General features: G+C 64.3%; 15 protein-coding genes, 1 tRNA gene and 2 pseudogenes. 8 read left to right on the top strand and 10 right to left on the bottom strand.

Annotated elements, in window-relative coordinates:
• Nucleotide 1 precedes the first annotated feature (1 nt).
• Nucleotides 2-688: a hypothetical protein gene (locus GJV80_RS18695; RefSeq protein WP_154689187.1), complete on the bottom strand. Its 687-nt coding sequence runs from the start codon at nucleotides 686-688 to the stop codon at nucleotides 2-4.
• 599 nt (nucleotides 689-1,287) lie between these two features.
• On the opposite strand from GJV80_RS18695, the pseudogene gyrB reads away from it, so the two are divergent.
• The 4 genes and pseudogenes from gyrB to GJV80_RS18675 all read left to right on the top strand — a co-directional run bounded on the left by gyrB (nucleotide 1,288) and on the right by GJV80_RS18675 (nucleotide 7,162).
• A pseudogene (gene gyrB / locus GJV80_RS18690) lies at nucleotides 1,288-3,358 on the top strand (DNA topoisomerase (ATP-hydrolyzing) subunit B).
• Nucleotides 3,359-3,414: 56 nt separating this feature from the next.
• Nucleotides 3,415-6,102, top strand: a complete 2,688-nt coding sequence (gene gyrA, locus GJV80_RS18685) for a DNA gyrase subunit A (protein WP_154689186.1) — start codon at nucleotides 3,415-3,417, stop codon at nucleotides 6,100-6,102.
• A gap of 2 nt (nucleotides 6,103-6,104) precedes the next feature.
• On the top strand, nucleotides 6,105-7,007 hold the full coding sequence (locus GJV80_RS18680; protein WP_154689185.1) for a DUF3566 domain-containing protein: 903 nt from the start codon (nucleotides 6,105-6,107) through the stop codon (nucleotides 7,005-7,007).
• 81 nt (nucleotides 7,008-7,088) lie between these two features.
• Nucleotides 7,089-7,162 (top strand) — tRNA-Ile (locus GJV80_RS18675).
• A gap of 25 nt (nucleotides 7,163-7,187) precedes the next feature.
• Here GJV80_RS18675 and xerC read toward each other — a convergent pair.
• The 4 genes from xerC to GJV80_RS18655 form a co-directional block, all read right to left on the bottom strand.
• Complete coding sequence (gene xerC / locus GJV80_RS18670; protein ID WP_230207843.1) at nucleotides 7,188-8,246, bottom strand: tyrosine recombinase XerC; 1,059 nt, start codon at nucleotides 8,244-8,246, stop codon at nucleotides 7,188-7,190.
• 155 nt (nucleotides 8,247-8,401) lie between these two features.
• Nucleotides 8,402-8,593 carry a helix-turn-helix domain-containing protein gene (locus GJV80_RS18665; protein ID WP_154689183.1) on the bottom strand — a complete coding sequence of 64 codons (192 nt, stop codon included), beginning with the start codon at nucleotides 8,591-8,593 and terminating at the stop codon, nucleotides 8,402-8,404.
• A gap of 2 nt (nucleotides 8,594-8,595) precedes the next feature.
• Nucleotides 8,596-9,297 (bottom strand): hypothetical protein, encoded by a 702-nt coding sequence (locus GJV80_RS18660; protein WP_154689182.1) that lies wholly within the window; start codon nucleotides 9,295-9,297, stop codon nucleotides 8,596-8,598.
• Complete coding sequence (locus tag GJV80_RS18655) at nucleotides 9,294-9,704, bottom strand: WhiB family transcriptional regulator (RefSeq protein WP_154689181.1); 411 nt, start codon at nucleotides 9,702-9,704, stop codon at nucleotides 9,294-9,296. Before GJV80_RS18655 ends, GJV80_RS18660 begins: the two co-directional genes overlap by 4 nt.
• A 189-nt stretch (nucleotides 9,705-9,893) precedes the next feature.
• Between GJV80_RS18655 and GJV80_RS18650 the strand changes: the two genes are divergently transcribed.
• Both GJV80_RS18650 and GJV80_RS25230 read left to right on the top strand, forming a co-directional pair.
• Nucleotides 9,894-10,679 carry a hypothetical protein gene (locus GJV80_RS18650; protein WP_154689180.1) on the top strand — a complete coding sequence of 262 codons (786 nt, stop codon included), beginning with the start codon at nucleotides 9,894-9,896 and terminating at the stop codon, nucleotides 10,677-10,679.
• Nucleotides 10,630-10,875: a TraM recognition domain-containing protein gene (locus GJV80_RS25230; protein ID WP_370518777.1), complete on the top strand. Its 246-nt coding sequence runs from the start codon at nucleotides 10,630-10,632 to the stop codon at nucleotides 10,873-10,875. Before GJV80_RS18650 ends, GJV80_RS25230 begins: the two co-directional genes overlap by 50 nt.
• Nucleotides 10,876-11,055: 180 nt before the next feature.
• Here GJV80_RS25230 and GJV80_RS18645 read toward each other — a convergent pair whose 3' ends face one another.
• The 3 genes from GJV80_RS18645 to GJV80_RS18635 form a co-directional block, all read right to left on the bottom strand.
• The gene (locus tag GJV80_RS18645; RefSeq protein WP_154689179.1) at nucleotides 11,056-11,379 is read right to left on the bottom strand and encodes a hypothetical protein; all 324 of its coding nucleotides are present in this window, start codon (nucleotides 11,377-11,379) and stop codon (nucleotides 11,056-11,058) included.
• A gap of 233 nt (nucleotides 11,380-11,612) precedes the next feature.
• Nucleotides 11,613-12,728, bottom strand: a complete 1,116-nt coding sequence (locus tag GJV80_RS18640) for a hypothetical protein (protein ID WP_154689178.1) — start codon at nucleotides 12,726-12,728, stop codon at nucleotides 11,613-11,615.
• A 460-nt stretch (nucleotides 12,729-13,188) separates the two neighbouring features.
• Nucleotides 13,189-13,929 carry a hypothetical protein gene (locus tag GJV80_RS18635; protein ID WP_154689177.1) on the bottom strand — a complete coding sequence of 247 codons (741 nt, stop codon included), beginning with the start codon at nucleotides 13,927-13,929 and terminating at the stop codon, nucleotides 13,189-13,191.
• Nucleotides 13,930-14,480: 551 nt separating this feature from the next.
• Here GJV80_RS18635 and GJV80_RS18630 point away from each other — a divergent pair.
• Complete coding sequence (locus GJV80_RS18630) at nucleotides 14,481-15,329, top strand: HIRAN domain-containing protein (protein ID WP_154689176.1); 849 nt, start codon at nucleotides 14,481-14,483, stop codon at nucleotides 15,327-15,329.
• Between the two features lie 8 nt (nucleotides 15,330-15,337).
• Here GJV80_RS18630 and GJV80_RS24650 read toward each other — a convergent pair whose 3' ends face one another.
• Both GJV80_RS24650 and GJV80_RS18625 read right to left on the bottom strand, forming a co-directional pair.
• The gene (locus GJV80_RS24650; RefSeq protein WP_255455493.1) at nucleotides 15,338-15,460 is read right to left on the bottom strand and encodes a hypothetical protein; all 123 of its coding nucleotides are present in this window, start codon (nucleotides 15,458-15,460) and stop codon (nucleotides 15,338-15,340) included.
• Nucleotides 15,461-15,504: 44 nt separating this feature from the next.
• Nucleotides 15,505-16,125, bottom strand: coding sequence for a hypothetical protein (locus GJV80_RS18625; protein WP_154689175.1), 621 nt, complete (start codon nucleotides 16,123-16,125; stop codon nucleotides 15,505-15,507).
• A 56-nt stretch (nucleotides 16,126-16,181) separates the two neighbouring features.
• Here GJV80_RS18625 and GJV80_RS25225 point away from each other — a divergent pair.
• Nucleotides 16,182-16,718: pseudogene (locus tag GJV80_RS25225) on the top strand (hypothetical protein); the annotation flags it as partial.
• Between the last annotated feature and the right edge of the window lie 59 nt (nucleotides 16,719-16,777).

Here is a 16,777-nt window from a genome sequence, read left to right as displayed (position 1 = left end):
CTCACGAGTCGTCGGCAGCCAGTCGGGTGATCGGCAGCTGCAACCGGAACGCGTTCCCGCCGCCGGTGTCCCAGAACTGATCGTTGTCGCCGCTGAAGTAGCTGTGGCTCCCGTAGCTGAGCTCGCCCACCGCGAACAACAGAGTCCTGTCATCGAAGGTCGGCGGGAACTCGAAGTCGACGGTGAGCCGGGTCGCCGGCAAGCCCGGCGTCACGTCCTCGGGTGCGGAGAAGCTGTCGGTAGCACCGATCCGGGCGGTCTGCCCTTCCTCGACCTCGGTGCCCTGGCGGGGCCGCGCCACGAACCAGTCGCCGCTCGGCGAGATCGCTGTGTCGCCGGTGTTGCGGATCGTGCCGGTGACGAGCACCTTCTGGATCCGCTTGTACTTGCCGTAGCCGTCGGTCTCCTGCACCGTCGCGCGGTCGAAGCTGAACTCGAAGGGGCCGTTCATGAAGCTCTTGCCGCGGGCCACCTCGGTGATCCGGTCGTCGCGCTCCGCGAAGCCGCCGAGTGCCCAGACCGATGCGATCAGCAGGACCAGCGCCAGGACCGGGATGCCGACGGTCAGCAATCGCCGTCGGGAGAAGCGTGGCGCCGAGGGTTCCGGCCAGGTCGGATCGACCGGGTCGTCGTCGACCCAGACGGCACCGCGCGGAGCGCCGTCCTCGCTACCTCCCTGATCGGCCACGCCGGGATTCTAGCCAGCGGACGGACCGCATCCGGTGAGTCAGCAGCCCGATCGTCACCGTGCCCAGGATGCGGTCGTGGTCCGCTCCGTCGACCTGCCTCTTCCCCGGTACGAACTAACGGAATTGGTGCTTGCGGCTCCGGGCGGCGGTCACCGGCCGACAATCACCGGGCTTCGCGCCCGACAACCCTTCCGGACTTCTGTGGACAAGTCGTGGGTGCTGCCCCTGGGCGCATGGTGGGATGATGGGGACGGCAAGATCGCCCGGGGGCGCTGGAACCGTTTAGCACCTATCAGCGATAAGCCCTGCAGGCCGTCGACAGGGCCTGGGCGTGTACAGGGCCACATCCCGACCCCTCCGAGTGCCGCGAAACCGGGCTGCAAGCCCTGTAGAGGCCCATACAGGTGCGACATCGGCCCGGCCAGAACTCCTGTTTCGGGGTCGAACACGGTAGACTGGACAGGCATGTTAAGAGCGGTCCCGGCATCCGGCCGGGCAACCCGAGAGCAATCTGGCGCCGCCCACTTCCCCGCCCGTTCGGGCCCGGAACTGGCGGCCGCTGTGTGCTATCAGACGGCGCGACAGGAGCACGGAACCGGTGACGAATAACCCGAATGACAACAATCGCGGCGACGACCTTCCCGACGAGCCACGGGTACCAGATTCTCCGGACGACACTCTCGCAGAGCCAGATCCCACCTCACCCACATCTCCCGGCCTTCCGCCGGTCGGAGACAGCTACGACTCCGACTCGATCACGGTCCTCGAAGGACTGGAGGCCGTGCGCAAGCGGCCGGGCATGTACATCGGCTCCACCGGCGAGCGGGGCTTGCACCACTTGGTCACCGAGATCGTCGACAACGCCGTGGACGAGGCCCTGGCCGGCTACTGCGACAGGATCATCGTCCGGCTGCTGGCCGACGGCGGCGTCCAGGTCATCGACAACGGCCGCGGCATCCCGGTCAAGGAGCACCCGACCGAGAAGATCCCGGCGGTGACCGTGATCCTGACGGTGCTGCATGCCGGCGGCAAGTTCGGCGGCAGTGGATACAAGGTCTCCGGCGGCCTGCACGGCGTCGGTGCTTCGGTGGTGAACGCGCTCTCCCGCCGGTACGAGGTGGACATCAAGCGCGACGGCTACCGCTGGACCCAGGCGTTCGAACTCGGCGTCCCGACCGGTCCGCTGGAGCGTCACGAGGAGACCGACGAGACCGGGACGACGACGACGTTCTGGGCCAGCGAGGACATCTTCGAGTCCACCACCTACTCCTACGAGACGCTGGCCACCCGGCTGCGCGAATACGCCTTCCTGAACAAGGGTTTGTCGATCACCATCACCGACGAACGTGAGGACCGGCCCGACGAGGACGGCAGCCACCACAGCGCCACCTACAAGTACGACGAGGGCCTGAAGGATTACGTCAAGTACCTGACAGGATCCAAGGAATCGATCTCGCCGGTGATCAGCCTCGAGGCCGAACGGGAGACGATCGGCCTGGAGTTGGCGATGCAGTGGAACACCTCGTTCGCCGAGTCGGTGCACACCTTCGCCAACACGATCAACACCCACGAGGGCGGCACCCACGAGGAAGGTCTGCGGGCCGCGCTCACCTACACGGTCAACAAGTGGGCCGAGAACTGGGGAATGATCAAGAAGAAGGAGGACCGGCTCTCCGGCGATGACATCCGCGAGGGTCTGACCGCGATCATCTCCGTCAAGTTGACCAATCCGCAGTTCGAGGGGCAGACGAAGACCAAGCTGGGCAACACCGAGGCCAAGTCCTTCGTCCAGCAGGCGGTCAACGACAAACTCGGCGACTGGTTCGAGCAGAATCCCAATGACGGCAGGAACATCATCCGCAAGGGGATCGCTGCCTCGGTCGCCCGGATCGCCGCGCGCAAGGCCCGGGATGCCGCGCGTGACCGGAAGGGTCTGCTCGGCCGGTCCGGCCTGCCCGGCAAGCTGGCCGACTGCTCCTCGACCAACCCCGAGGAGTGCGAGGTCTTCATCGTCGAGGGTGACTCGGCCGGTGGGTCTGCCAAGGGTGGCCGGGATCCGCGGATCCAGGCGATCCTGCCGATCCGCGGCAAGATCCTCAACGTCGAGAAGGCGCGGATCGACAAGATCATGCAGAACAACGAGGTCCAGGCGATCATCTCCGCCCTCGGCACCGGGGTGCACGACGACTTCGACATCGAGAAGCTGCGGTATCACAAGATCGTGATGATGGCCGACGCCGACGTCGACGGCGCCCACATCCGTACCCTGTTGCTGACTCTGATGTTCCGCTTCATGCGGCCGTTGATCGAGGCCGGCCACGTGTTCCTGGCCCAACCGCCGCTGTACCGGATCAAATGGTCGAACTCCGCGCACGAGCTCGCGTACAGCGACGCGGGAGCGGGATGCCCTGTTGCGGGCGGGCACGGAGGCCGGCAAGAAGTTGCCGAGGGAAGCAGCGATCCAGCGCTACAAGGGCCTGGGGGAGATGGATGCCTCCGATCTCTGGGACACCACGATGGACCCGGAGAAGCGGATCCTGTTGCAGGTGACGCTGGACGACGCGGCGCGGGCCGACGAGATGTTCTCGATCTTGATGGGTGAGGACGTCGAGCAGCGGCGTACATTCATCCAGCGCAATGCCAAGGACGTGAGGTTCCTCGATATTTGATCATGCTCAGTCGCCTGTGACCATGATCAAGATCTCCTGGAAGTGATGAATCAACCATGACTGAAGTTACGCCGCCTGCCAACCATGATCGTCTCGAGCCTGTCGATCTTCAGGACGAGATCCAGAAGTCCTATCTCGACTATGCGATGAGCGTGATCGTCGGGCGGGCACTGCCCGACGTCACCGACGGTCTGAAGCCGGTGCACCGCCGGATCCTCTACGGCATGTACGACGGTGGGTATCGCCCCGACCGCGGGTGGAACAAGTGCGCCCGGGTCGTCGGCGAGGTGATGGGTCAGTACCACCCGCACGGCGACAGCGCGATCTACGACAGCCTGGTCGGGCTCGCCCAGCCGTGGAAGATGCGCTACCCGCTGGTCGACGGCCAGGGCAACTTCGGCTCGCAGGGCAACGATCCCGCCGCGGCCATGCGCTATACCGAGTGCAAGATGGCGTCGCTGGCCATGGAGATGGTCCGCGACATCGACGAGGACACCGTCGACTTCAAGGCCAATTACGACGGCAAGACCCAGGAACCGGTCGTGCTGCCGGCCCGGTTCCCCAACCTGCTGGTCAACGGCTCGACCGGTATCGCCGTCGGCATGGCGACCAACATTCCGACGCACAACCTGCGCGAGGTCGCCTCGGCGGTGCAGTGGGCGCTGGAACACCCGGAGGCGACCGCTGAGGAACTGCTCGAGGCCGCCCTGGAGCGGGTCAAGGGTCCGGACTTCCCCAACGGGGCATTGATCGTCGGGCGGAAGGGCATCGAGGACGCGTACCGGACCGGGCGCGGTTCGGTGATCATGCGCGCGGTCGTCGAGATCGAGGAGGACCCCAAGACCGGACGCAACCAGTTGGTGGTCACCGAACTGCCGTACATGGTCAATCCGGACAACCTGAGCCTCAAGATCGCCGAGCTGGTCAACTCCGGCCGGTTGAACGGCATCGCCGACATCCGGGATGACTCCTCGGCGCGGACCGGTCAGCGGCTGGTGATCTTGTTGAAGCGCGACGCGCAGCCGCGGGTGGTGCTGAACAACCTGTACAAGCACACCCAGCTGCAGGACACGTTCGGCTGCAACATGCTGGCCCTGGTCGACGACGTGCCGCGGACGTTGCGGCTCGACCAGTTCATCTCGTACTGGATCACCCATCAGCTCAATGTGATCCGCCGGCGTACCGAATACCGGCTGGCCGAGACGGAGAAGCGGGCACACATCTACCGCGGTTACGTCAAGGCGCTGGACGCGCTGGACGAGGTGATCGCGTTGATCCGTCGCAGCCCGACCACCGAGGAGGCGCGGGAAGGCCTGATGGAGCTGCTGGAGATCGACGAGGTCCAGGCCGGCGCGATCCTGGACATGCAGTTGCGCAGGCTGGCCGCGTTGGAGCGGCAGCGGATCATCGACACGCTGGCCGACTTCGAGGTGCAGATCGCCGACTTCCAGGACATTCTGGCCAAGCCGGAACGGCAGCGGCAGATCGTCGGCACCGAGTTGGGCGAGATCGTCGCGAAGTACGGTGACGACCGGCGGACCGAGATCATCGCCGCCGATGGTGACATGTCGGCCGAGGATTTCATCCCCGACCGCGACGTGGTGGTCACGATCACCCGCGGCGGGTACGCCAAGCGGACCAACACCGATCTGTATCGGGTGCAGCGCCGCGGCGGTAAGGGTGTCCGTGGTGCGACGTTGCGGGCCGACGACGAGGTGGTGCACCTGTTCGCGACCAGCAACCATCAGTGGATCCTGTTCTTCACCAACAAGGGCCGCGTCTATCGGGCCAAGGTGTGGCAGTTGCCTGAGGCGAACCGGGATGCGCGCGGCAGCCACGTGGCGGGGTTGCTGTCCTTCCTGCCCGACGAGGAGATCGCCCAGGTGCTCACGCTGCGGTCGTATGAGGATGCGCCGTATCTGTTGTTGGCCACCAAGAAGGGTCTGGTCAAGAAGTCGGAGCTGTCGCTGTACGACTCGCCGCGGCAGGCCGGGATCATCGCGATCAACTTCCGCGACGACGACGACGAGCTGATCGGGGCGCAGCTGTGCAGTGCCGACGACGATGTGCTGCTGATCTCGCGGAAGGGTCAGGCGATCCGGTTCGCGGCCGACGATGCGCAGCTGCGACCGATGGGGCGCGCGACTTCGGGTGTCACCGGCATGAAGTTCCGGGACGGGGATGAACTGCTCAGTCTGACCCGGATCAGCGCCGACCTGGAAGAAGACAACTGGTTCGTCTTCACGGTGACCGACGGCGGGTTCGCCAAGCGGACCGCGGTGTCGGAGTACCGGCAGCAGGGCAGGGGCGGTCTCGGCATCAAGGCGATGAAGCTGAACGACAGCCGGGGCCGGCTGGTCGGTGGCCTGGTGGTGCGGGAGCATGACGAGGTCATCGCCATCAAGGCCAGCGGCCAGATCACTCGGAGTGCGGTTTCTGAGGTGGCGGTGAAGGGCCGGGACACCATGGGCGTCAAGTTCGTTGGTGTCACCAACGGGGACTCGGTCGCAGTGATCGCCTTGAATCCCGAGTCGACTCCGGAGTTGGAGGACGCGGGGCTGGATGACGCTGGTGGCGAGGGCGGTGCCGTCGAGAATTCGCTCGCCGAGGGTGATTCTGCGAAGGTTGAGGGCGAGTCCGCTCCGGTCGGCGAATCGGAGCAGGCAGAATCGGTGGACGAGGCTTCGGCGGCAGACGCTGAGGTCGAGGCCGCCGACGAGACGGACGACGAACCGGAGGAGTGACCGTGAGTGAACGCAGCAGGGGACCCGAGGGGTCTTCCGGGCCGGCGACCACTGACCGGGGCAACGCCGCCGGGCCGGAGGACTTCTATGCCGCGGCCGCGGCGTCCGTTGCTGCCCGCAACGGCACGTCGAACAGTCGTCCGGCTCAGGGTCGCGACAAGCTGACGCCGCAGGCCCGGCCGGCGCAGAAGGCAGCCGAGAACACGCCGGTGGCCAAGCGGGCCGACGGCCAGCCGGCGGCGGCGCGTTCGGCTGGGTCGGCAGGCGAGGCGGACGAGTCGGAGAACGAGACCACCGCGATCGGGTCGATCGCCAGCTCGGTGCTGAACGCGGTGAAGCCGCGGTCGAAGTCGGAGAAGGCGGCCGAACGCGCCGCCAACGCCGGTCCGGCCGCCGAGATGGTACGCGACCAGTCGTCCCCCGCGGTCCAACCCGACCCCAACCCGGCTGCTGCAGCTCCGGCGGCAGCACCAGTCGCATCGGCGCCGTCCGAGCCGGCCCGGGCGGCCAAGCCACGGGCGGGGACCGCCCGCGGCACCCGGAAGGCCCGGCTGCGGCTGTCCCGGCTGGACCCGTGGTCGGTGATGAAGACGTCCTTCATGTTCTCCATCGCTGCCGGCATCGTGTTCGTGGTCGCAGTCTTCGCCGTCTGGACGGTGATCGGTTCGTCCGGGCTGTTCGCCTCGGTCGACTCGATCGTCGGCAGCGTTCTGCAGAGCCCGGGCGACACCACGCCGTTCCGGATTGAGGACTACGTCAACACCCAGAAGGTGATGGGTGTGACCGCGTTCCTGGCCTGCATCGACGTGGTGATCTTCACCGCCCTGGCCACTCTGGCGTCCTTCCTGTACAACCTGGCCGCCACCATGCTCGGTGGTCTGGAGGTCACCCTCGCCGAGGACTGATCCGATTTGAGCGGACGGGGTCGGATGGGATACCGTTTCGCTTCGGCGTGAGACGTGTCAGACGCGCTCCGTCGGGATCGCGGGCCTATAGCTCAGTCGGTTAGAGCGTTGCCCTGATAAGGCAAAGGTCACTGGTTCAAGTCCAGTTAGGCCCACCCATCTGACAAGGGGAAACACCCTTCACTCGTCGTCCGGCTCGACCCTGGATGACGAAGCGGATGACAACGGCTCTGGACCCTCTGCATCGCTGCCGAACAGCTGATCCATGATCGTCGCACCGGTCTGCACAACAGGGCGGAGCTGGTGTCGATAGACAAGCTCCGTGACCGTCGTACCGCTGTGCCCGACTAGCCGGGAGATCTCTTCGATCGGAACGCCGGCGTCCGACAGCAGCGAAACGAACGAATGCCGTAGGTCCCGTGGCGTCCATTCGTTCGGGTCGACCCCTGGTACCAGTCGCAGGGCATGACGGAAGTCGCGGCGCACGTTCGCCGAATCCATCTCGGTACCCAGCCCGGTCGTGAAGACCAGACAGGAGTTGTGCCACTGGTCGCCGGCAAGCAGGCGCTCACGCTCCTGATCAGCGCGGCGTTTGCGCAGCACGCCGACGCAGCGTTGGGGAAGCGCAAGGGTTCGTCGGGATCGCCGAGTCTTGGTGTCCCCGCCTCGTCGGACCGAGTGCCAAACCTCGATGTACGGGCCGATCTTCTCGTCACCCGCGCGCGTCGGATCGAGATGGACATGTTCCCAGCGAAGGCCACGAAGCTCCTCGGTCCGACCACCGGTAAGGAGCGACAGCACAATGTAGGCGTGCATCCGATCGTTGGCTGTCCGAGCGAGAATCTGGTCCGCCTGCTCCGGTGTGAGTGACTTGGACTGCCGGCCCTCACGCTTTCCACGAGGGATTTCGACAAGTTCGACGACGTTCCGCTTGACCAGGTCGAGCGCCATCGCCCGTCTTACGGCGCGGTTGAGGCAGGCGTGTACCCGACGGAGAGGCTCCGAGCTCAGCACCTGGGCGCGGTTCGCCAGCCAAAGTTCCACTTGTGTCGCCGTGAGCTCGCGCAACTTGCGCTTTCCCAGGAACGGCACGATATGGGTCGCCGAGAGAGACCGGTACTTCTTAATCGTTGGTGGACCCTGGCGACCCAGCCCGTAGGTCAGCCAGTCCTCCATGGCTTCGGCGACGGTGTAGTTCGGCTTGCCTGGGTGGACATCATCCTCCAGGTCCCGAAGCATCTCTCGCAACTTGTCGCGCGCCTCAGTTTTGGTGCGGCAACGGGCCCGCCGGACGATTCGCTTTCCGCCGCCGTCGAAACCAACAGTGACCTCCGCGACCCATCGCTGCCGGCTCTCCTGCCAGTACAGCGATCCTTCACCCCGACCACGGCGGCTCACGAGGCGCCGTCCAACGAGGCCACGAATTCCTCCAGCGCGTGAACCGGCACCAGTCGACGTCGGCCCTGTTTCACCGTGCGCAGCCTGCCTGATCGGATCAGCTCATAGATCACCGACCGGCTGAGCCGCAGAGCTTCGGCGGCTTCGCCGACGGTGCACAAGACGGGCAAGACGGCATGTTCGACCATGATCAACTTCCTTCGATCGGCTCGGGCTGATTGGAGCGGATGTCGACCTTCTGCAGCGGCACGATTGCGTGGACTCGCTCCGAGAGTTCGCAAACGACTGCAGCGTCTGTTTTCACTGGCTTGTGAAACGCACCGTCGTCCCACCAGACTGATCGCAGATCGTCATCGACCAGTACCTGTGGCGGAAGCGGCAGCCCCAGCAGGTCGGTCGCGGCTGGCGTCACGGCTGCGACGAAGCGCTGGGCGTACAGCGCGCGGCTGTCTGCGTACCGGCGGTCCAGGTCGGTGAGAGCCGCCTCGGACGAGTGCGCCAGTTGATCTTCATCAGAGCAATCACCGACGCTGGCGTTGTCCTCCGCTTCGCGGAGGCCAACCATGCCCGGACGAGGATCAGTATCCTCGATCAACTCCGGGACGTTCCGAGAGACTGTGACGGCCTCCGTTATCAGATTCCACCGCCAATCTGTGTGTTCACCCGTGGCACCGAGCAGAAGCTCGCGCAGACATGCGGCTGCCCTTGGGCCCGGTCGCCCAAGAAGACGCTCTGGACCGCCGACGTCCGCGGCGGCAGCGACGAGTGAACTTGTCACAACGGACGCAACATCGGGCATGCGATGATCACGAAGTGACTGGCGCGCGATCGCGGTCAACAGTTGCGTGAGGTCGGTGATCGTCTCCTCGACGTCTACGCTTCCCGTGGTCATGGCTCGGTTCCGTTCACGGTGTGGAGACGGGTCGCCGGGCGCCGGCCGCTGATCAGGTGATCAACGTCGAGACGCATGAGTTCAAGATCACGGACCTCCCGATACGTCCGCTCCATCCCGGCCCACAGGTGCTTGCGGTCATCCCGGCTCAGCCCACCCCGCCATTCGGCGCGATCGTCACTTGCCAGTGCCGCGGCGAGGCATTCGCCGACAACCGGGCAGCGCTGGCAAGTGTCGGCGGTGGCTTCGGCCTCGTCGGCACAAGCAGCGGCGTTGGTCCATTCCAGGACCCGCCATTCGGCGGTCACGCCGAGCCGACGGACCACAAGGGACCGGTATTCGAAGACCACCAGATCGACGAGCCGATGTCGGCTGACCGGCTCGCTTTCGATGCGGTTCTGGTTCATTGGCGCTCCATGAGTCCTAGTGCTGATACTCCGAACGTGTGCGTGAAAATGCGCTCACATGCAAGGTTCGCCAGGATCTGTGGACAACGGCACCGCATCCCGCGGACATCTACGGACATCTACTATGGGTCACGCAGCATCATTGAATGGTAACCTGAGTTAGTGGTCAATCATCGGCTCCGTGGTGCGATGCTGGAGGCGGAGGTCACGCCTGCCCGCCTGGCGCAGCTCGTGGAGGTGGACTCGAAGACTGTGCAGCGATGGCTGACGGAGAACCGGATCCCATACCCGATCACCCGGCACCGGGTGGCTCGGGCGCTGGGGCATGAGGAGACGTATCTGTGGCCGGGGCTGCTTGCTGATGGTCTTGGTGGTGTGCCCGAGGCGATCGGTGGCATCTGGCCCACCCGCACCTCGATCTCATCCGAGACCTGGCACTCGCTGTTTGATCGTGCGAAACGGCAGATTGACATCCTGATCTACGCCGGCGCGTTCCTGGTCGAGACGATCGACCTGGCCGACGTGCTGCGGTTCAAGAGCGAGTGCGGCGCGGTGATCAGGCTGCTCGTCGGGGACGCTGACTGCGCGGCGGTCAAATCCAGAGCAGAGGAGCTTGGCCTCGCGTGGCTGCCGGAGCGCTGCCGTACGACGGAGACCTATCTCGCGCGAGACCTCGGGCCGAACGTCTGTGTTCGGACACACTCGACGACCTTGTACGCGAGCGAATTTCGCTTCGACGACACATTGCTGATCAACACCCACGCGTACGGCGTGTGGGCGTCAGAATCGCCGGTGCTGCGGCTCGACTGCGCCGAGAGTCCCTTGTTCCAGTTCTATGCGGATGCTTTCGATCGGGTCTGGGGCAACGAAACTCTGTGCCTCGCAATTAGCCCGGGTCCGGGATCTCAATGCCGGTCGAAGTCCGGTGCGCTTCGCCGAAAAATTGCCTCTGGTGGTGGCCACCGTTCGGCATGACGTGCGGGCAATCTGGTCAGCGACCAATATCGCTGTCGCAGGTCGCGGGCTCAACGACGTCGACCATCTAGCCGAGCTGTCTCGGCTGATCGGTGATCGAGAGGAGCGGGAGCGATCGATGACCGCCGGCACTGGCGGGCACCGATCGACGTCTACAGGCAGGATGGCTGAAGGAATCCCGGGCATATGCAGTTGAACCGTTGCCACACACCGTGCGTGACCAGCTCCCGCCCCGTACGCCGCACAGGCACCGCGGCGAAAATTCAGCGTGACACGGGCGTCCGACAGGCCTTGGGCGGAGTACACCCCCGGATGGTGCTGCTGTTGACCATCGCAAGCCCATGCGGGTCTGGCGACTGCGCGAAGGGGTAGCCCATTAAGGGTGATACCGCTCGATGGTCTCTGCGACGGCTTTAGCCATGTTGGAGATCCGCCAGTTTTCATCCACCCCGTCCGGGGCCATTACCGGTTCCAGGTTGGCATAGTTCTCGGCGATCGAACGAGCGATGCGCACCGCTTCCGCAGGCGTGCGCGCCTCGCGGAGGCCCACCTCATCGATTGGGTACGGCAGGTCACTACGCCGCTGCTTGATCTTCTCGAACGTCAAGGTCGTTCCCGTGATGAACACCTGATCGCTTAGTTCCATCGCACGTACCCATGGTGCTAATCGCGCAGCTCGACCAGCGTCATTTTCGGCCATACAAGCAATCTATTGCCGGCACGCGTGATGCGTCGGGCGGACGCGCACCAATTCATCTCGCGCCCTCTTGACGGCGTCCGCCAAGCGGAGGACGATCACCACATGGTCGACGACCGGCCGCCCGGCGAGAATGAGTCAACAGACGTCGAATTCAATTGCGGCATCTGCGGCCTCACCCTGTGGAGTTCTACGACACCCGAGTGTCCAGACGACGGTGTACTCATGAAGCCCGTTCAGAGTGCAGGTCCGGCGACAGACCCCGACGGCGGGTCGTCCATAGCCTGAAGCGCCACGCAGTATCCGCGAGCGCTCGACACTGCCGACGAGTAACTCACGCAGGCGAATCCCAAGAAGCCGCCAGCGTAGACAGCAATTTGCCACCAGTGGTGAACGTGATGCAATAACAGAGCGACAGAGATCATCGACAGAGCTCCGGATACGAACACCAGGGTGCAATACATGTCTAACCTGTCACGAAATTGATCGTGCTGGAGTTGGATCCTAGGTGAGACTTTTTCGCGCCGTCGCATGACGAAACTCGAAAGGTCACCTCCTGTATTCCGAAGATTGTCTTCGGTGCGCCGTAGGACGTTGCCGAGCTTGGTTGGCATAATCCGACGCTTCAAAGCCGGGTAATCCCTCTGCAGCGCCTCTAGGTGATCAACTTTCGCCAGGTCCCAAGCATTGCACTTGCTCCGCCAGTTGAGTTTACGGACAGTACCTCTCTCTTCAGCCGTGAGGTAATCAGGAACGTCCCTGCCAATCGCTTTCATCTCGAGTCCGGACAGCACATTTGGCGTGTACGGAGCCCGACCACGAAGGGCATCCTTAGCCTTAGCGAAGGCTTTGTCCGCTGCAGCGTTGCGCTTGCGCTGCAAGCGCTCCAGTCGTCGTACGTGTCGATATATTAGGGCGCTTCGCAGCAACCCAAGGGGGCCATTTCGCCTCCAATAGCCCTCCAAGAATCGTATAGCGGCGAATGATGAAGCCTGCGTCACCATCGTCGCCAAGACTAGGGCTGGCACGGCCAGAAGAAGAACCTTCTTCCAGTCGTCCGTTATGCGGTCCAGAGCTAGACTTACAGACCACGAGTTGTCGGCTCGAAACTGGACGAGCAGGGTGACGCTCGCCGCGAAGAGCGTCGCGGGCAACCATGCGCTCAAACTCAACTGGTTAAGGACCTTCGCGACGAACGCCGATACCCCGTCGGGGATATCTACTTTCTCCTCAGCTGGTACAGCCGGCGGCCGCGGCATTGGCGGCTGAGGCATTGGCGGCTCCGGGGTTGGCGGCTCCGGGGTTGATTGGATCGCGTCCGCCTCCGCCACACCCCACAGTGTGTCGTGCATCGCAGCGGTCTGACACTTGACGCGCCGCTACGCCAAAGAGCTTGGTCGGTGCGTACGTGTCTGCGTACGCACCAGGCGCTTGGACTGACCCCTCCGATGCGGTGAGAGTGCCTGTGCTTCCAGTGGCGCCGAAGCCGAAGCGGCGTCTGTATGGCCAGTCGGAGACCGCCACAGGAACGTAAGGCGCTTGGTGAGCCATCCACGTTACTGTGAGGGCATCCAACAGGGCTTGGGTCCACAGGTGAGTCAGCGTTTCCGGGCTGTCGCTATTGATCCCGCGAGACTCAGGCCGCTTCCGACCCAGGCGTCAAATTCCATCATGAGCACGGGGTGATGGTGGTAGTTGACGCTGCAATCGGTCTCGAAGAGACCTCGCTCACGCCTTCGGCGCGACGTGACATGTCGGTCAATATCGTGCCCGAATGGGATCCATATCCGAGCAGGCCCGCCCCACCGCAACCTACTTCTGACCGTTGGCACGACCGCCTCTACCGCTCGGGCGCTGGCGGGATCTCCGGAGTTGAGCGGCAAGCTCCGGATAAGTCATGCCGTCCAATTTCGACCGTGCGTCCTCGATGTTTCGCGTGAGCGTGTTGAACTCGCGGTCGAAGGTAGGTTCCGAGACACACAAGAGATTTACTAGTTCACCGATCTTGTCGAGCAAACTTCGGCGCGCGCGGAGAGCCTCGTAGTTGTAATCGTAGTCGTGCGGCGTCGACGAGAACTGATCGTCGGATGAACTGCGAAGTTGCCAGACCCACTGTCCGTGGGCCAGCCGGTTGCGATCCGTAATAATCGCCGACAACTCACCCACCAGCAGGTCGGAAACCGCTTCGATACGACCGAGAGCCAATGGCGGTAGCACGTTGGCAAGTTCCTCATGGGTGAGAACTTGGTAGTGTCGTCGAGCCGCCAACTCGACGGCAGTTACCCACCTCTGCTCTTGGCTTCGGTTCGACCAAATTAGCCGCCGCTCTCGGTCGTTGAAACCAGTCGGGTCGTCGATGATCTTTCGCAAACGCGCCTCGGCATAGACTCCGAGAAGCAACGTATGGACCTTCCGGAATGCCATCTCGCTCGGCTCATCGTGGTCGCGGATGGCTCGCTTGTGAGCACGCTCGACCTGCGTCAGAGCGGCAATGACTGCATTCAGATTCGCTGCGTGCTTCAGGAAGTTCGGACTGGTCGGATAGCTAGTCATGGTTCTACTCACGGTCGCCGGACTGCATGTACGGGACATGCCTTCTGGCGGCCGGGAGTCGAACCCGGTACACACCTGACTTTCGCCAGGCCGCGCTCCGAGCGCGCCACGCCCAACCGGATAGTACCCCAATGAGGTGCGCGAACTGTGTGCGCCCGGTCATCGTGAGGACGGCCGACAGAAGGCCCCGTGCGAGCGTGCACACGCGAACCGAAGCTGTCGACTCCCGACGCCCGCAAGCCGTCCCATCAGCGTGCCGACCGAACCCTCGTGACCGGCTGAATCACGAGCGCCCGCTAGACCCGCCCGGCTGCGATGCCCGCAAGGGTGCGTCTTGCGGAGAGGGGGCGTACCGGAAACGGTCGTTTCTGGCTGATGCCAGGCCTGGTCGGCCTCGACCCCGGTCGACCACGCGGGGACCGTCAACCGAACGTCTGTCGGCTAGCTCAGAGACATCATCGAGGATCTGCGAGCACCCGGCGGTTGCATGGCAGTCCGATCCGCGGGGATCTCAATCATTAGACCAAACAGTTGTCCCGGTTTGGCGACGCATGGATTCGACTGGTGGCATCGTTCCTGGGGTGGATGGCTACATGTGCTCGGTTGAGGTTGGCAACGAATCGGTGATCATCACCGCGAAGAATCCGATGGCGCGCGGCGCCTTGATCGGGATCGGTCCTGTGGCAGCTGGGAACCCGTACGCCGTCGGGGACAGCGTGGTCATTCCCCTTTCCCACCTGGAGCGGGTGGACTTCTTCCCGGCATCGATGCTGGCTAATGGTCGGCTCACTGTCGCCGCCGGCGGCCGGGAGTTCGTCGCTCACTTCAGGCGCAAAGATCGCCAAGCTTTTGAGGAGTTGGCGCGCTTCCTGACCACCCAGCTTCGACCGGGACGGCTGCCAGCCGGACCGGCACCCGGCGCTCAGCTGCATGCGAGCGCCAGCGGAGCTGCGGTTCCCACGACGGAGTCGAAAGCGGCAGGAGCGGAGCCAACGGTCGAGGGCGTCCTGCAGCAGTTAACCGTGATTGACGCCGGTCTACCTCTTGATGAGCAGATCGAAGTCAACGGCGAGACGCACCATTCGAAGAGTTTCAGAAAGTTGTTTCGGGCCATGGGAATGCCGATTACCTCGGCTGGTACCACCTTGCAAGATCAGCGCTGCGTCTTGGTGCCAGAGCCATGGAATGAGCACGACCCGAACGCGGTAGCCGTCGCGATCGAGGGCTTCGTTGTCGGATATGTGCCCGCCAACCTGGCCGCGACCTACTCGCCGCATCTGCTGGCTCGGGCGCGCGACCGAAAACTCATTGCGGGGGCCGCCAGGGTATGGGTGAAGGATGAAGGTGGAATGGTTCGAGCCAGGGTGACGATTCTGGTTCCCGAAGCGGATCTGCTGTAATACCACGATCACGCGTCGTGTCGGGCGGGGATCATGAAGCCGAAGTCGTAGCCGAGTTCGCCGTCCTCAAAGACGCTGATGGCGGTCAGGTCGCGGCTCGATAGCCGTTCCGGGACTGATGCCGAGATCACGAGTCAGCATCGTGTCCGCAGAGGATCGCCGCGAACGTGTCCGGTCACGGGACCTCACCGCCCATGATGCTGGCGACTTGGCTTGGGTGGTGGTCGTCGACGCTGACGACGATGTCACCGACCCCACGCTCGGTCATCCGCTGCTGCAGGCGAGCGGCCGGACGTTTACCGCCAGCCGCTCGTCCCGAACCCAGGCAGTAATGGTTCTTGCCGGGACATCCCACTCGGCCGAAAGTTCGTTGATCGTCTGGCCGGCGGCATACGCCGCGCGGATCTCCCTCAAGGTGGTTCGTCGCCTCGTTGCGTCGCCACACTGCATCGTCGGTGTCGGCCCCTCGCCGGTTGTAGCGGCGCGCAGGCGCGTCGGCGTTCGCGCTGCGGTAGCGGGATCGCAGGGCTTCCTCGGTCAATCCGGTCCGGGCGGAGATTTCGGACCAGGACAGGCATTCCTCGTCGCGGAGGCGGACGATCTCCGCGGTCGGGACGGGTTCCTGCACTCCGCCCTTGGGTCGCCGAGGGACTCCGAGCCGATCCAGTGTCTCCCGGACCCAGGTGCTGGACCGGTTGTACCGGGCAGCCAAGACTCGCAGCGGATCGCCGGAAAGATAGTCGGCAACCAGCTGCTCGAACTGCGCGTCAGTCCACGATCCTCGCCCTGCCGTCACCCGTCGCACTCTAGGTCCAGGCCGGCCGAAAGTGTCCGCAGCTTCGGGATGCATGCATGCAATGCAACGATGGCGGCGTGGCAGACCTGGACCTCATTGCGCCACGCACGGCCGAGGGCCTGCCGCACGGGACCGATTGGATCTACGAACCGAAGTACGACGGATACCGGGTTCGACTCACAATCTCCAGTCGCGGCGTTGAGCTACGGTCGCGTCGCGGCACAGACCTGACTGGCTTGTTTCCCGACGTCACCGGTTCGGCTGCGGTCCAGGTGCCGAACGGGACGGTGCTGGATGGCGAGCTGGTGGCGTTCGTTGCCGGCCGGCTCAGCTTCGACACGCTGCAACAGCGGATGGCCGCCGGGGTTCGGCGTGCCACGGATCTGGCACGGGTGCAGCCGGCCTCGCTGGTCGTGTTCGATGTGCTGCAGACAGCTGGCCAAGACATCACCGGGTCGACTTGGCGCGATCGCCGCGCCGCCCTGGAGGACGTAGCCCAGGGGTGGCGGCCGCCGCTGCAACTCACCCTGTACACCGCAGACCGGGCCGAGGCGATCGACTGGATGCACGCCCTGGCACCGATGGGCATCGAGGGGGCGGTCGCGAAGCGGGCAACCAGTCGCTACCGCCGTGGCGCAGACTGGCTGAAGGT

The sequence above is a fragment of the Microlunatus sp. Gsoil 973 genome (assembly GCF_009707365.1).
Lineage (GTDB): Bacteria > Actinomycetota > Actinomycetes > Propionibacteriales > Propionibacteriaceae > Microlunatus.
Note: the sequence above shows the minus strand (reverse complement) of the source record. Positions and strands in the feature narration are given on the sequence as shown.

Excerpts from the sequence above, each read along its gene's own strand:
- gyrA (WP_154689186.1), top strand. The coding sequence starts at position 3,415 with ATGACTGAAGTTACGCCGCCTGCCAACCATGATCGTCTCGAGCCTGTC.
- xerC (WP_230207843.1), bottom strand. The coding sequence starts at position 8,246 with ATGCTTCGGGACCTGGAGGATGATGTCCACCCAGGCAAGCCGAACTAC.
- GJV80_RS18665 (WP_154689183.1), bottom strand. The coding sequence starts at position 8,593 with ATGGTCGAACATGCCGTCTTGCCCGTCTTGTGCACCGTCGGCGAAGCC.
- GJV80_RS18660 (WP_154689182.1), bottom strand. The coding sequence starts at position 9,297 with ATGACCACGGGAAGCGTAGACGTCGAGGAGACGATCACCGACCTCACG.
- GJV80_RS18655 (WP_154689181.1), bottom strand. The coding sequence starts at position 9,704 with ATGAACCAGAACCGCATCGAAAGCGAGCCGGTCAGCCGACATCGGCTC.
- GJV80_RS18650 (WP_154689180.1), top strand. The coding sequence starts at position 9,894 with ATGCTGGAGGCGGAGGTCACGCCTGCCCGCCTGGCGCAGCTCGTGGAG.
- GJV80_RS18645 (WP_154689179.1), bottom strand. The coding sequence starts at position 11,379 with ATGGCCGAAAATGACGCTGGTCGAGCTGCGCGATTAGCACCATGGGTA.
- GJV80_RS18640 (WP_154689178.1), bottom strand. The coding sequence starts at position 12,728 with ATGCACGACACACTGTGGGGTGTGGCGGAGGCGGACGCGATCCAATCA.
- GJV80_RS18635 (WP_154689177.1), bottom strand. The coding sequence starts at position 13,929 with ATGACTAGCTATCCGACCAGTCCGAACTTCCTGAAGCACGCAGCGAAT.
- GJV80_RS18630 (WP_154689176.1), top strand. The coding sequence starts at position 14,481 with ATGGATTCGACTGGTGGCATCGTTCCTGGGGTGGATGGCTACATGTGC.